Genomic DNA, 14,188 nt, shown 5'->3' with positions numbered 1-14,188 from the left:
GAATGCCGTGGGGCGCATCACAGTTGCGCATCCTTTCCCCGCCAGGACTGGTGACTGATCGGGAAAGGGATGAAGACTCCGGAAACAACAGGGCCTCGGTCCTATGTACGAGCGTCATCCCCGTACGGCGTCGCGTGAGCCTCTGGATCTTCCACCGTGCGAACTTCCGCGATGCCCGCAGGACTTGCACCGAACTTGCACCACTGATGTGAACCAGGCCGCAATCCGCGGCGGGCAGGGGGCCGGCCGCCGTCGGCCGAGAGGGGTCAAGGGCACTGTGACCGCACCGATCGAGACCACCGGGGCGGCTGCCGAGGCGCAGCCGGAAGCGGTGCTGAAGGGCGTCGAGGCACGGCGGATCGAGGGGCGTTCGCTCGGTCAGATCGCATGGCTGCGCTTCCGGCGCGACAAGGTCGCGGTGGCCGGTGCCATCGTTGTCATCCTGCTGATCGCCGTCGCGGCGCTCTCCCGTCCGATCCAGGCCCTGCTGGGGCTGGACCCGAACAGCCCCAACCAGTCGCTGATCGACCCCAACACCACGCTCCCCAAGGGCGACCTCGGCGGCATGAGCGGGGACCATCCCCTGGGCGTGGACCCGAAGTTCGGGCGCGACCTGCTCGCCCGGATCCTGGAGGGCTCCTGGGTGTCGCTGATCGTGGCCTTCGGCGCGACGCTGCTGTCGGTGGCCATCGGCACCGTGCTCGGTGTGGTCGCCGGGTTCTACCGCGGGCGGGTGGACGCGTTCATCAGCCGGATGATGGACGTCTTCCTGGCCTTCCCGCTGCTGCTGTTCGCCATCGCGATCTCCGCCTCGCTGCAGGGCGGCGCCTTCGGTATGGAGGGCCTGCCGCTGCACATCTCGGTGCTGATCTTCGTGATCGGCTTCTTCAACTGGCCGTACATGGGCCGGATCGTGCGCGCGCAGACCCTGTCGCTGCGCGAGCGCGAGTTCGTGGACGCCGCCCGCGGCATGGGTGCGCGCGGGCCGTTCATCCTCTTCCGGGAGCTGCTGCCCAACCTGGTGGGGCCGATCATCGTCTACTCGACGCTGCTGATCCCCTCCAACATCCTCTTCGAGGCGGCGCTGAGCTTCCTGGGCGTCGGTATCCAGCCGCCCCAGGCGTCCTGGGGCGGCATGCTCAACCAGGCGGTCAAGTACTACGAGGTCGATCCCCAATACATGATCGTCCCCGGCCTCGCGATCTTCGTCACCGTGCTCGCGTTCAACCTGCTCGGCGACGGACTGAGGGACGCGCTGGACCCGCGCAGCCGCTGACGGCGCCGCCGGCGCCCGCTGCGGCGGCCACCGCGTTCCTGCTCTTCCGCGTTACCGCGTTTCCGTATTTCGAGGATTGACGTTTTCGACGAACGAAGGGGACACCGACCATCATGCGAAGGTCAGTTCCGGTCGCGGCTGTCGCGGCCATCACCAGTGCGGGCCTTTTGCTGGCCGGCTGCAGCGGGGGCAAGGGCTCCTCGGAGGGCTCGGGCGAGGCGAACGCCGCCACCAAGGGCATCGTCAACGCCTCGGACGCGAAGGGCGGCACGGTCACCTACGCGATCAGCGACGCCCCCGAGTCGTTCGACCCGGGCAACACGTACTACGCCTTCATCTACAACTTCAGCCGCCTCTACGCGCGCCCGCTGACCACCTTCAAGCCGGGGCCGGGCGCCAAGGGCAACGAGCTGACCCCGGACCTCGCCGAGTCGATGGGCAAGCCCAGCGACGGCGGCAAGACCTGGACGTACAAGATCCGCAAGGGCGTCAAGTACGACGACGGCTCCACGGTCACCTCGCAGGACGTCAAGTACGCGGTCGAGCGCAGCAACTTCGCGCGCGACACCCTCTCGCTGGGCCCGAACTACTTCCAGCAGTTCCTCAAGGACAACGACGGCGGCTACAAGGGTCCCTACAAGGACAAGAGCAAGGCCGGTCTGAAGTCCATCGAGACGCCGGACGACCAGACGATCGTCTTCCACCTCAAGCAGCCGTTCGCCGAGTTCGACTACCTGGTCAGCGCCCCGCAGACCGCTCCGGTCCCGCAGGCCAAGGACAAGGGCGCGGACTACACCAAGTCCGTGCTGTCCACCGGCTCGTACAAGTTCGAGAGCTACCAGGAGGGCAAGAAGCTCACCCTGGTCCGCAACCCGCAGTGGTCCGCGAAGACCGACCCGCTGCGCAAGCAGCTGCCGGACAAGATCGTCCTGAACCTCAAGGTCGCCCAGTCCACGATCGACAAGGACCTCCAGTCCGGCAACACCCTGGTGGACCTGGCAGGACGCGGTGTCGACGGGCAGACGCAGGCCCAGCTCCTGACCGACCCCAAGGAGAAGGGCAACACCGACAACGCCCTCGGCCAGCGCCTGGTCTACACGGCGATCAACACCAAGGTGAAGCCGTTCGACAACGTCGAGTGCCGCAAGGCCGTCGAGTACGCCATCGACAAGAAGGCCGTGCAGACCTCGCTCGGCGGCCCGATCCGCGGTGAGCTGGCCTCCACGGTCCTGCCGACCGACATCGAGGGCTACCAGAAGTACGACCTGTACCCGCAGAAGTACGACGGCGACAAGCTGGACCTGACCGAGGCCAAGAAGCACTGGGACAAGTGCGGCGCCGGCAAGACCACGACCACCATCCTGGCCCGCAACGACCGCCAGGACGAGGTCGACGCGGCCACCTCGGTCATCGACTCGCTGAAGAAGATCGGCGTCAACGCCAAGATCCAGTCGTACCCGACCAGCAAGTACTTCTCGGACTACGCCGGTGTGCCGAAGTTCAACAAGAAGAACAACGTCGGCCTGATCATGATGCAGTGGGGCTCGGACTTCCCGACCGGCTACGGCTACCTCCAGCAGATCCTGAACGGCAAGGCGATCAGCCAGTCCGGCAACACCAACCTGTCGGAGCTGGACGACCCGGAGATCAACAAGCTGCTCGACACCGCCATCGCCAACACCGACAAGGCGGCCCGCGAGAAGGCGTACGCCGAGATCGACAAGAAGACGATGGAGCAGGCGGCGCTGGTCCCGCTCACCTACTTCAAGGTCCTGATGTACCGCTCGCCGAAGGCCACCAACCTGGTCTCCACCTCGGCCTTCAGCGGTCAGTACGACTACCTCAACATCGGCGTCAAGAAGTAGCAGCCCTGGAAGGCAGGTGAAGGCATTGGTGTCCGCGGGCCGGTGGTGAACCGGCCCGCGGCGCCGACGCCGCATCCCCGTGTTCTCGTACATCATCCGCAGGTTGATCAGCGCAGTGATCCTGCTGCTGATCGTCAGCGCGGTCACTTTCGGCATCTTCTTCCTGCTGCCGAAACTGGCCGGGCAGAGCACCGACCAGCTTGCCCAGCAGTACATCGGAAAGGCCCCCACGCCCGCGGACATCGCCGCGGTCAAGAAGAACCTCGGCCTGGACAAGCCGGTGTACGAGCAGTACTGGGACTTCCTCAAGGGCATTTTCGTCGGCGTCGACTACAAATTCGGTCCGGAAGCGGCCAAGTGCCATGTGCCGTGCTTCGGTTACTCCTTCAAAACCCATATCGAGGTCTGGCCGGAGATCCAGAACCGGCTTCCGGTGACCCTCTCGCTGGCCGCCGGCGCGGCCGTGCTGTGGGTCGTCTCCGGTGTCGCCACCGGCGTGCTCTCCGCCCTGCGCCCCGGCTCGTTCTTCGACCGGATGGCCATGGGCGTCGCGCTGGCCGGCGTCTCCCTCCCGATGTTCTTCACCGGCGCCCTGGCGCTGGCCCTGTTCACCTACCAGTGGCCGATCTTCGAACGCAGCGACTACGTGCCGCTGATGGAGGACCCCTTCCTGTGGGCCCGGACCCTGGTCCTGCCCTGGGTGACCCTGGCCTTCCTCTACTCCGCGCTCTACGCCCGGCTCACCCGGGCGGGCATGCTGGAGACGCTCAGCGAGGACTACATCCGTACGGCCCGCGCCAAGGGCCTGCGCGAGCGCAAGGTGGTCGTCCGGCACGGTCTGCGGGCCGCGCTCACCCCGATCATCACCGTCTTCGGCATGGACCTGGGCCTGCTGCTGGGCGGTGCGCTGATCACCGAACAGGTCTTCTCGCTCAAGGGGGTCGGCGCCTTCGCCGTCGAGGCGATCAACGCCAACGACCTCCCGAACATCCTCGGCGTCACCTTGCTCGCCGCGTTCTTCATCGTCATGTGCAATCTGGTGGTGGACGTTCTGTACGCCGCCGTCGACCCGCGGGTGAGGCTCTCGTGACCGACTCCTCCGAGGACAGGACCACGGCCGCCGTGGACGAGCCCACCGCGGCCGGTACCGGGTCCCCCTCCGCCTTCCTCGAAGTGCGCGATCTCAAGGTGCACTTCAACACCGACGACGGACTGGTGAAGTCGGTCGACGGCCTGAACTTCTCCCTGGAGAAGGGCAAGACGCTCGGCATCGTCGGCGAGTCCGGTTCCGGCAAGTCCGTGACCTCGCTCGCCGTGATGGGCCTGCACCGCGCCTCGCGCCAGCAGCGCAGCAAGGTGAGCATGTCCGGCGAGATCTGGCTGGACGGCAAGGAACTGGTCTCCGCCGACCCGGACGAGGTGCGCCGGCTGCGCGGCCGCGAGATGGCGATGATCTTCCAGGACCCGCTGTCCGCGCTGCACCCCTTCTACTCGGTCGGCAGCCAGATCGTGGAGGCGTACCGCGTCCACCACGACGTGGACAAGAAGACCGCGCGCAAGCGGGCCGTCGAGATGCTCGACCGGGTCGGCATCCCGCAGCCCGACAAGCGGGTGGACGACCATCCGCACCAGTTCTCCGGCGGCATGCGCCAGCGCGCCATGATCGCGATGGCGCTGGTCAACAACCCGGAACTGCTGATCGCGGACGAGCCGACCACCGCCCTGGACGTCACCGTCCAGGCGCAGATCCTGGACCTGATCCGCGATCTGCAGAAGGAGTTCGGCTCGGCGGTCATCATCATCACCCACGACCTCGGTGTGGTCGCCGAGCTCGCCGACGACCTGCTGGTGATGTACGGCGGGCGGTGCGTGGAGCGCGGCCCGGCCGAGAAGGTCTTCTACGAGCCCCAGCACCCCTACACCTGGGGCCTGCTCGGCTCCATGCCGCGCATCGACCGCGACCAGACGGACCGGCTGATCCCGGTGAAGGGCTCCCCGCCCAGCCTGATCAACGTCCCGTCCGGCTGCGCCTTCAACCCCCGTTGCCCGTACGCGGATGTGCCGAAGGACAACCTCACCCGTACGGTCCGCCCCGAACTGCGCGAGGCCGGCAGTGGGGGCACCCCCGCCAATGGGGGCGTAGCCGACGGGGGAGGGCACTTCTCCGCCTGCCACATGTCGCAGGAGGAGCGGGAGCGTATCTGGACCGAAGAGATTGCGCCGAAGCTGTGACCGACACGACTGACGACCAGAACAAGAAGATTCCGCTCCAGAAGACGGCGGACACCCCCGCGCAGCCCGCCGGGGAGACCGCCGCCGACGTCGCGCCGCTGCTGCGGGTCCGCGGTCTGGTCCGGCACTTCCCGATCACCAAGGGCCTGCTCAAGCGGCAGGTCGGGGCGGTGCAGGCGGTCGACGGCATCGACTTCGACGTCCGGCCCGGCGAGACCCTCGGCGTCGTCGGCGAGTCCGGCTGCGGCAAGTCGACGATGGGCCGGCTGATCACCCGGCTCGACGAGCCGACCGGCGGCTCCATCGAGTTCCAGGGCAAGGACATCACCCACCTGTCCCCGGGCCGGCTGCGGCCGATGCGCCGGGACGTCCAGATGATCTTCCAGGACCCGTACGGTTCGCTGAACCCGCGGCACACCATCGGCGGGATCGTCTCCACCCCGTTCCGCCTCCAGGGCGTCGAGCCCGAGGGCGGGGTGAAGAAGGAGGTGCAGCGGCTGCTGGAGCTGGTGGGCCTGAGCCCGGAGCACTACAACCGCTATCCGCACGAGTTCTCCGGCGGCCAGCGCCAGCGCATCGGCATCGCCCGCGCGCTGGCGCTCAAGCCCAAGCTGGTGGTCGCCGACGAGCCGGTGTCCGCGCTCGACGTGTCGATCCAGGCGCAGGTCGTCAACCTCATGGACGACCTGCAGGAGGAGCTGGGCCTGACGTACGTCATCATCGCCCACGACCTCTCCGTCATCCGGCACGTGTCGGACCGGATCGCGGTGATGTACCTCGGCAAGATCGTGGAGTTGGCGGACCGCAAGGGGCTCTACGAGTCGCCGATGCACCCGTACACCAAGGCGCTGCTGTCCGCGGTGCCGGTGCCCGACCCCAAGCGGCGCACCCAGCGCGACCGGATCCTGCTCAAGGGCGACGTGCCCTCGCCGATCAACCCGCCCTCCGGCTGCCGGTTCCGCACCCGCTGCTGGAAGGCGACCGAGGTGTGCGCCACCACCGAGCCGCCGCTGGTCGCGCTGCGGACGGGGCACCAGGTGGCCTGCCACCACCCGGAGAACGCACCGGACGGCGCGAGCGCGGCGCACACCGCGACGGCGGGCGGTGACACGGCAACCGGCAAGTAACACTTGGGACTTGGCAAAGTCCTGGGCGCGGCGCGGCGGGAGAGTGCAGAGTCAGCACGGTTGTTCGATCTTGAGGCGAACTTCACTCGTGTGTCCGAAGGGATGGCTCATGGCACTCTCCCGTTCCGCACGTCGCAGCTCCCGCTGGCTCGCGCTGGCCACCGCGGTGGCCTCGGCCGCCACCATCGCCGCCGCCCCCGGCGCGTCCCCCGGCGCCCCCGGCGTCGGCGACCCGTACTTCCCCCGGATGGGCAACGGCGGCTTCGACGCCCTGCACTACGACCTCGGCGTCAGCTACCACCCCGACAGCGGCCGGCTCGACGGCCGCACCACGCTGACCGCCCGCGCCACCCAGAACCTCTCCGCCTTCGACCTCGACCTGCAAAAGCTCACGGTCGACTCGGTCCGGGTGAACGGCCGGCGGGCGCACGTCACCAGATCCGGCGACGAGATGTCCATACGCCCCGCCTTCCCGCTGCGCCACGGCAGGAAGTTCACCGTCACCGTCGCCTACCACGGCGTCCCCCAGGCGCTGAGCGGCCCGATCGTCTTCGGCTCCGACTACGGCTGGATGAAGACCAAGGACGGCGTCTTCGTCGCCTGCGAGCCGAACGCCGCCTCGACGTGGTTCCCCTCCAGCGACCACCCCGGCGACAAGGCGACCTACGACATCCGCATCGACGCCCCCAAGGGCCTGACCGGTGTCTCCAACGGGCGCCTGATCAGCTCCGGCGAGGCGCACGGCCGCTCGTACGCGCACTGGCGCGAGCGCCGCCCGATGGCGACGTACCTGGCCACCGCCACCATCGGGAAGTTCGACGTCCGCACCGGCACCACCCCCGGCGGCACGCCCATGTATGTGGCCACCGACCCGACCCTGCCCACCGGCACCGTCGACGTCTACGGCGTCACCGCCGAGGCCACCGACTACTGGTCGAAGGTCTTCGGCCCGTACCCCTTCGAGGAGACCGGCGCGATCGTCGACGACATGCCGCAGGCCGGCTTCTCGCTGGAGGTGCAGTCCAAGCCCGCCTACTCGGCCGTGCGCAGCGAGTCGACCATCGTCCACGAGCTGGCGCACCAGTGGTTCGGCGACTCGGTCTCCGTCCGGCAGTGGAAGGACATCTGGCTCAACGAGGGCTTCGCCAGCTATGCGCAGTGGCTGTGGGCCGAGCACCGCGGCACCCTCAGCGCCCATGACGCCTTCCGCAAGGCGTACGACGCCCGGCCGGCGGGCGACGCCTTCTGGAAGGTGAAGGTCGCCGACCCGCAGCGGGACACCATGTTCGCCCAGGCCGTCTACACCCGGGGCGCGATGACGCTCCAGGCGCTGCGCGAGCGCATCGGGGACACGGCGTTCTTCAAGCTCCTGCCGGCCTGGACCGCCGCGCACCGCTACGGCAACGCGGACACCGCCCAGTTCATCGCGCTCGCCGAGAAGATCTCCGGTCAGCGGCTGGGCGACCTCTTCGACACCTGGCTGAAGACGGACAGCAAGCCGGCGCCGCCGGCCGCCTGACCGGCGCGGCCGCCTCGGCCGTCGCGGTCAGGCGGAGTCCTGCCCGCCGCGGCGGCCGCGGAGCTGCTGCGGGCGCGGCAGGTGCAGCCCGAGGTAGACCGCCCCCATCCGCAGTGCGAACACCACCCCCGCCGAGATCCCCGCGGCGGGGGTGGCCCCGGTGCCGAGGTGGTGCAGCAGGAGGTAGCAGCAGCCGCCGGCCAGCGCGGCGATCGCGTAGACGTCCTCCCGCAGCAGCAGTGGCGGGAACTCCCCGCACAGCACATCGCGGATGACCTCGCCGGCGACCCCGGTCAGCACCGCCAGGATGATCACGGCGAGCGGGGTGGCGCCCGCCTCGATCGCGGCGCGGGCCCCGATCACCGTGACCACGGACAGCCCGACGGCGTCGACCACCAGCAGCGATTTGTGCGGCAGCTGCCAGAACCGCAGATAGATCATGGTGCCGACGCCGACGCAGATGATCACGGTCAGCAGCACCCAGTCGTGCGTCCAGTACAGCGGCCGCCGGTCGAGGATGACATCGCGCAGCGTGCCGCCGGAGATGGACGCGGCGAAGGCGAGCACCAGGCCGCCGAAGGGGTCCATGTTGGCGCGGTAGGCGGCCAGCACCCCGCTCGCCGCGAAGGCCGCGACACCGACCAGGTAGAGGACGTGAAGCATGGCGCACATCATGGCAGGCGCGGAACCAGCGCTTCCGCCCGAGGCGGTAAAAAATGACACTACCGGTCGGTAACCATCCGGTGTAGCGTGCAACCCATGGCTCTGGTGACCCACGGCAACAGCGAGTTCGACCGCGACACGGCGGTCACCCGTCGCGCCCCCGGCGTCTACGACGCGCACCTCTCCGCCGGCTGGACGATCATCCAGGCGGTCAACGGCGGCTACCTCCTCGCCCTCATGGGCCGCGCCCTGGGCGACGCCCTCCCGCACCCCGACCCGCTGTCCGTCACGGCGCACTATCTGACGGCCTCGGTCCCCGGCCCCGCCGTGATCCGTACCGACGTGGTCCGCACCGGCCGCACGATGTCGACCGGCACCGCCAGCCTCATCCAGTTCGCCGAGGACGGCAGCGAGATCGAGCGGCTGCGGGTGCTCGCCGCCTACGGCGACCTCGGCACGCTGTCCGACGACGTCCGCACCACCGCCAAGCCGCCGGCCATCCCGCCGTACGAGCACTGCCTCGGCGCGAACGACGCCCCCGGCGGCACCACCATCCCCGGCAGCACCGCCATCACCGAGCGGCTCGACCTCCGGCTGGACCCCGAGACCGCCGGCTGGGCGGTCGGCGCCCCCTCCGGCAAGGGCGAGATGCGTGCCTGGTTCGGCCTCGCCGACGGCCGCGAGCCCGACCCGCTCTCCCTCCTGCTGACCGTCGACGCCCTGCCGCCCACCGCCTTCGAGATGGGCCTGCTCGGCTGGGTGCCCACCGTCGAGCTGACCGCCCACATCCGCCACCGCCCGGCCCCCGGCCCGCTGCGCGTCGCCATCACCACCCGCAACCTCGCGGGCGGCTTCCTGGAGGAGGACGCGGAGGTCTGGGACTCCGAGGACCGGCTGGTCGCCCAGTCGCGGCAGCTGGCGCGGGCGGTGCTGCAGGGGTAGCGGGCGGGCCTCCGGGCCGGGCCGCGGTGCGGGGCCGCGGTGCCGGTTCGCGGCGGCTCGCGCGTGCGGGCCGTCGGCTCCGGTCCGGCCAGGGCCGGGTCAGGGGCACGGCTGCCGGCGGATGCGGCCTGCCTCGAAGGTGTGCCTGCCTATTCCGTCCGCAGGAACTCCGCCAGTTCCGCAGCGAGTTCGGCCGGTGCGTCCTCCTGCACCAGATGGCCGGCGCCCTCGATCACCCGGAGCCGCGAGCCCGGGATGCGGGCGGCCAGCTCGCGCCCCTTCGCGACCGGGATCCAGGTGTCCCGCGCGCCCCAGCAGATCAGCGTCGGCAGCCGGATTTCGCCGTAGCGCCCCTGGATCTCGTCCGTGAACCGCTGGTCGTTCTGCGCGATCTGCCGGTAGAACGCCGGCTGTCCCCCGGCCGTGCACCAGGACTCGGTCAGCCGGTCCAGGACGGCCGGGTGCAGCCCCGTATGGCTCGCGGAGGACACGTACTCCCGCACCAGCGCGCGGTGCAGCTCCGGCGGGAGCTTTCCGAACACCCCTGGGTGCGCGCCCAGCAGCCGGTAGGTGGGCGAGCCCCAGGGCGCCAGCGCCACCGGGTCGACGAGCGCCAGCCGCGTGTAGCGCGCACCGTGCAGCAGATGCGCCCGCAGCGCGACGGCGCCGCCGAAGTCGTGGGCGACGACGGCCGGCGGGGTCTCCTCGCCGGTCAACTCCCAGTGCGCCAGCAGCTCCCCGAAGACGCGGGCCTGTGCGCCGAGTGAGACGTCCTGGCCGTCCCGCTTTTCCGAGGCGCCGTAGCCCGGCATGTCCCAGACGAGCACCCGGTGCCGCGCCGCGAGGGCGCGGGCGACGCCCCGCCAGACGTACGACGAGAACGGCGTCCCGTGCAGCAGGACCACCGGCGGCGCGTCCGCCCGGCCCGCCCCGTGCACGGCCCACCGCACCTCGTCGCCGGACGCACTGCGGAACGTACGGTCCAAGAGCCACTGTGTCATGAGTGTCAGGCTAGTTACTCCTTACAGGGGTGTCGAGGGGTGAGGGTGTCGAGGCGGGCGAGGGGAGTGGGGAGCGGCGCCGGGAGAAGGGGGGCGCGTCGGGGACGGGGGCCGTCTGCCGGAACCCGGGAAGTCGCCCGCCGGGACGGGGGGAGTCGCCCGCCGGAACCCCGGACCGAGTGCCCGGCGGCACCCCGGGGCCGGGCGCTCCCGCGCGCTGCGCATGCGCCCCCGGGGCCCGCCGCGTCAGCTCGTAGAATCGTGCGCACCATGGTTTACCTCGACCACGCCGCCACCACCCCGATGCTCCCGGAGGCGGTGCAGGCGATGACCGCCCAGCTGACCGTCACCGGCAATGCGTCCTCGCTGCACGCCGACGGCCGGCGGGCCCGGCGCACCGTCGAGGAGGCGCGCGAATCCCTCGCGGTCTCGCTCGGCGCCCGCCCCAGCGAGATCGTCTTCACCGCGGGCGGCACCGAGGCCGACAACCTCGCGGTCAAGGGCCTGTACTGGTCGCGCCGGGCCGCCGACCCGGCCCGCACCCGCGTCCTGGCCAGCCCCGTCGAGCACCACGCGGTCCTCGACGCCGTGGAGTGGCTCGCCGACCACGAGGGCGCCCGCGTCGAGTGGCTGCCGGTCGACGCCCACGGCCGGGTGCACGCCGAGGCACTGCGCGAGGCGATCGCCCGCGACCCCGGCGATGTCGCGCTCGCCACGGTCATGTGGGCCAACAACGAGATCGGCACCGTCCAGCCGGTGCGTGAACTGGCCGACGCCGCAGCGGAGTTCGGCGTTCCGCTGCATGCGGACGCGGTGCAGGCGTTCGGCCAGCTGGAGGTCGACTTCGCCGCCTCCGGGCTCGCCGCGATGACCGTCTCCGGCCACAAGATCGGCGGCCCGTACGGCATCGGCGCGCTGCTGCTCGGCCGGGAGCACGCCCCCGTGCCGGTGCTGCACGGCGGCGGCCAGGAGCGGCAGGTCCGCTCCGGGACCCTCGACACCCCCGCCATCGCCGCCTTCGCCGCCGCCGGCCGGCACGCCGCCGCCCACCGCGAGGACTTCGCCCGCGACATCGGCGCGCTCCGCGACGACCTGGTCAAGGCCGTGCTCGCCGCCGCACCCGACGCGGTCCTCGGCGGCGACCCGGACCCGGCGGGCCGGCTGCCGGCCAACGCCCACTTCTCCTTCCCCGGCTGCGAGGGCGACTCCCTGCTGCTCCTCCTGGACGCCCAGGGCATCGCCTGCTCCACGGGCTCCGCGTGCACGGCCGGCGTCGCCCAGCCCAGCCACGTCCTGCTGGCCACCGGGATGTCCCCGGAGCTGGCCCGCGGCACCCTCCGGTTCTCCCTGGGCCACACCTCCACCGCCCAGGACGTCGCCGCGCTGGCGGAGGCCATCGGCCCGGTCGTGGAACGGGCCCGCAGCGCCGGGCTGAGCTGAGGGAACCGGGCCGGGGCTCACGCCTGGGAGCGCGGCCGGGACGACCCGGGACGGGCCGCGGGCCGTCCCGGGGGATCCGGGCCGGGGCTCCCCTCAGACCCGGCCCGCCGGGTGCTCCCGCGACGGCTTCCGTACGGGCTCGCGCAGCTCGGCCCGGACGAGCCCCAGATACCGGTCCCAGTCCCAGTGCCGCCCCGGATCGGTGTGATCCGCCCCCGGCACCTCGCTGTGCCCCACGATGTGCTCCCGGTCGGCCGGGAAGCCGTAGCGCCGGCACACCCCGGCCGTCAGCCGCGCCGACGACGCGTACATGGCGTCCGTGAACGACTCCGGCCGGTCCACGTACCCCTCGTGCTCGATGCCGACGCTCCGCTCGTTGTAGCCGCGGTTGCCCGCGTGGAACGCCACGTCCAGCTCGCGGATCAGCTGTGCGACGTGCCCGTCCTTCCGGATCACGTAGTGGGCGGCGGCCTCGTGATCCGGGTTCCGGAAGACGTTCAGCGCGGTCGCGTAGCTGCCCTGGACGACGTGGATCACCACCCGGTCGATCGCGTAGTCCGCGGGCCGGTCCGCCCGCCGGTAGTTCGCCGGGGACGCCGCGACCCACTGCGCGCCCCGGAAGTCCACCGCGCCGGCCTCGCGCGGCTTCTCGTTCCCCGGCAGCCGCCACCACCAGCGCGCCGGCTCGCCCCCGGCCGCGAGCGCCGCGACCCCGGCGGCCACTGCCCCGCCGCCCCCGATCCACAGCGCCCGCCGCCGGGTGATCCCGCGCCCCGCCCCTTGGCCGTCGCCGTCGCCGCGGCCCTCGGCCGGGGCGCCGGCCCGCGCGTCGCCGTCCCGTTTCCCGTCCCTCTTCCCCATGCGCTGCATCACGCTTTCCGCCCTGTCGGCGGTTCCGTCTACCCTGGACGGGCTATGACTGATGACGCACCCCGCCGCCTCCGCGTACTCGCCGCCATGTCCGGCGGTGTCGACTCCGCCGTTGCCGCGGCCCGCGCCGCCGAGGCCGGCCATGACGTGACGGGCGTGCATCTCGCGCTTTCCGAGAACCCGAAGTCCTTCCGCACCGGCGCCCGCGGCTGCTGCACGATCGAGGACTCGCACGACGCCCGCCGCGCCGCCGACGTCATCGGCATCCCCTTCTACGTCTGGGACCTCGCCGAACGCTTCCGCGAGGACGTCGTCGACGACTTCATCGCCGAGTACGAGGCCGGGCGCACCCCGAACCCCTGCCTGCGCTGCAACGAGAAGATCAAGTTCGCCGCGCTCCTGGACAAGGCGCTGGCCCTGGGCTTCGACGCCGTGTGCACCGGCCACTACGCCACGGTCGTCCTGCGCGAGGACGGCACCCGCGAGCTCCACCGCGCCTCCGACATGGCCAAGGACCAGTCCTACGTTCTCGGCGTCCTCGACGACCGCCAGCTGGCGCACGCCATGTTCCCGCTCGGCGACACCCTCACCACCAAGGCCGAGATCCGCGAAGAGGCCGCCCGCCGCGGCCTGTTCGTCGCCAAGAAGCCGGACAGCCACGACATCTGCTTCATCGCCGACGGCGACACCCAGGGCTTCCTCGCCAAGCGGCTCGGCACGGCCCCGGGCGACATCGTCGACGAGTCCGGCGCGGTCCTGGGCAGCCACGAGGGCGCGTACGGCTTCACGATCGGCCAGCGCAAGGGCCTGCGCATCGGCCACCCGGCCCCCGACGGCAAGCCGCGCTACGTCCTCGACATCTCCCCGGTCGACAACACCGTCACCGTCGGCCCCGCCGACGCCCTCGACGTCACGGCCCTGACCGCCATCCGCCCCCGCTGGTGCGGCCGCCCCCCGACGGCCGGCCCCGCCACGTACACGGCCCAGCTCCGCGCCCACGGCGGCGAGACCGAGGTCACCGCCGAGCTGGTGGACGGCACCGACCTCCGGGTGGCGTTCACCGAACCGGTCCGCGGCGTGGCCCCCGGCCAGGCCATCGTCCTCTACGACGGCAGCCGGGTGGTCGGCTCGGCCACCATCGCCACCACGGAGCGACGGGTACGGGCGGGGGCGTAGGGGGAACCCCGGCGTAGGGGGGAACCCCGGGCCGCGCGGTCGTGGGGCGCGGGGGACGGTCGGCGTCACGCCGCGCC

The 14,188-nt window shown here is 71.2% G+C and carries 12 protein-coding genes; 9 read left to right on the top strand and 3 right to left on the bottom strand.

The window, feature by feature from the left end:
* The first annotated feature begins 277 nt into the window (after positions 1-277).
* The 6 genes from K7396_RS11175 (at position 278) to K7396_RS11150 (ending at position 8,019) form a co-directional block, all read left to right on the top strand.
* Entirely contained in the window at positions 278-1,276 is a 999-nt protein-coding gene (locus K7396_RS11175; RefSeq protein WP_086720527.1) for an ABC transporter permease, read from the top strand.
* A gap of 113 nt (positions 1,277-1,389) precedes the next feature.
* On the top strand, positions 1,390-3,141 hold the full coding sequence (locus tag K7396_RS11170) for an ABC transporter substrate-binding protein (RefSeq protein WP_086720526.1): 1,752 nt from the start codon (positions 1,390-1,392) through the stop codon (positions 3,139-3,141).
* 79 nt (positions 3,142-3,220) lie between these two features.
* Complete coding sequence (locus tag K7396_RS11165; protein ID WP_086720525.1) at positions 3,221-4,231, top strand: ABC transporter permease; 1,011 nt, start codon at positions 3,221-3,223, stop codon at positions 4,229-4,231.
* Entirely contained in the window at positions 4,228-5,373 is a 1,146-nt protein-coding gene (locus K7396_RS11160; RefSeq protein WP_086720524.1) for an ABC transporter ATP-binding protein, read from the top strand. The genes K7396_RS11165 and K7396_RS11160 overlap by 4 nt, the downstream gene beginning before the upstream one ends.
* Positions 5,370-6,500, top strand: a complete 1,131-nt coding sequence (locus K7396_RS11155) for an ABC transporter ATP-binding protein (protein ID WP_086720523.1) — start codon at positions 5,370-5,372, stop codon at positions 6,498-6,500. Before K7396_RS11160 ends, K7396_RS11155 begins: the two co-directional genes overlap by 4 nt.
* 109 nt (positions 6,501-6,609) lie before the next feature.
* Positions 6,610-8,019, top strand: coding sequence for a M1 family metallopeptidase (locus tag K7396_RS11150; RefSeq protein ID WP_086720522.1), 1,410 nt, complete (start codon positions 6,610-6,612; stop codon positions 8,017-8,019).
* Positions 8,020-8,046: 27 nt separating this feature from the next.
* On the opposite strand, the gene K7396_RS11145 is transcribed toward K7396_RS11150, so the two are convergent.
* Positions 8,047-8,682: a trimeric intracellular cation channel family protein gene (locus K7396_RS11145; RefSeq protein ID WP_167392821.1), complete on the bottom strand. Its 636-nt coding sequence runs from the start codon at positions 8,680-8,682 to the stop codon at positions 8,047-8,049.
* A 96-nt stretch (positions 8,683-8,778) separates the two neighbouring features.
* On the opposite strand from K7396_RS11145, the gene K7396_RS11140 reads away from it, so the two are divergent.
* Positions 8,779-9,624, top strand: a complete 846-nt coding sequence (locus K7396_RS11140; RefSeq protein WP_086720520.1) for a thioesterase family protein — start codon at positions 8,779-8,781, stop codon at positions 9,622-9,624.
* Positions 9,625-9,773: 149 nt separating this feature from the next.
* Here K7396_RS11140 and K7396_RS11135 read toward each other — a convergent pair whose 3' ends face one another.
* Positions 9,774-10,625 (bottom strand): alpha/beta fold hydrolase, encoded by an 852-nt coding sequence (locus K7396_RS11135; RefSeq protein WP_152104862.1) that lies wholly within the window; start codon positions 10,623-10,625, stop codon positions 9,774-9,776.
* 270 nt (positions 10,626-10,895) lie between these two features.
* Here K7396_RS11135 and K7396_RS11130 point away from each other — a divergent pair, with 270 nt between their 5' ends.
* Positions 10,896-12,065, top strand: a complete 1,170-nt coding sequence (locus K7396_RS11130; protein WP_086721875.1) for a cysteine desulfurase family protein — start codon at positions 10,896-10,898, stop codon at positions 12,063-12,065.
* Positions 12,066-12,158: 93 nt separating this feature from the next.
* Here K7396_RS11130 and K7396_RS11125 read toward each other — a convergent pair whose 3' ends face one another.
* Positions 12,159-12,935 carry an N-acetylmuramoyl-L-alanine amidase gene (locus K7396_RS11125; RefSeq protein WP_152104861.1) on the bottom strand — a complete coding sequence of 259 codons (777 nt, stop codon included), beginning with the start codon at positions 12,933-12,935 and terminating at the stop codon, positions 12,159-12,161.
* Between the two features lie 45 nt (positions 12,936-12,980).
* On the opposite strand from K7396_RS11125, the gene mnmA reads away from it, so the two are divergent.
* Positions 12,981-14,111 carry a tRNA 2-thiouridine(34) synthase MnmA gene (gene mnmA, locus K7396_RS11120; RefSeq protein WP_152104860.1) on the top strand — a complete coding sequence of 377 codons (1,131 nt, stop codon included), beginning with the start codon at positions 12,981-12,983 and terminating at the stop codon, positions 14,109-14,111.
* Positions 14,112-14,188: the final 77 nt, after the last annotated feature.

The sequence above is a fragment of the Streptomyces angustmyceticus genome (genome assembly GCF_019933235.1).
Classification (GTDB): Bacteria; Actinomycetota; Actinomycetes; order Streptomycetales; family Streptomycetaceae; genus Streptomyces; species Streptomyces angustmyceticus.
Note: the sequence above shows the minus strand (reverse complement) of the source record. Positions and strands in the feature narration are given on the sequence as shown.

Coding starts and splice junctions, on each gene's coding strand:
- K7396_RS11170 (WP_086720526.1), top strand. CDS start 1,390: ATGCGAAGGTCAGTTCCGGTCGCGGCTGTCGCGGCCATCACCAGTGCG.
- K7396_RS11150 (WP_086720522.1), top strand. CDS start 6,610: ATGGCACTCTCCCGTTCCGCACGTCGCAGCTCCCGCTGGCTCGCGCTG.
- K7396_RS11145 (WP_167392821.1), bottom strand. CDS start 8,682: ATGCTTCACGTCCTCTACCTGGTCGGTGTCGCGGCCTTCGCGGCGAGC.
- K7396_RS11140 (WP_086720520.1), top strand. CDS start 8,779: ATGGCTCTGGTGACCCACGGCAACAGCGAGTTCGACCGCGACACGGCG.
- K7396_RS11135 (WP_152104862.1), bottom strand. CDS start 10,625: ATGACACAGTGGCTCTTGGACCGTACGTTCCGCAGTGCGTCCGGCGAC.
- K7396_RS11130 (WP_086721875.1), top strand. CDS start 10,896: ATGGTTTACCTCGACCACGCCGCCACCACCCCGATGCTCCCGGAGGCG.
- K7396_RS11125 (WP_152104861.1), bottom strand. CDS start 12,935: ATGCAGCGCATGGGGAAGAGGGACGGGAAACGGGACGGCGACGCGCGG.
- mnmA (WP_152104860.1), top strand. CDS start 12,981: ATGACTGATGACGCACCCCGCCGCCTCCGCGTACTCGCCGCCATGTCC.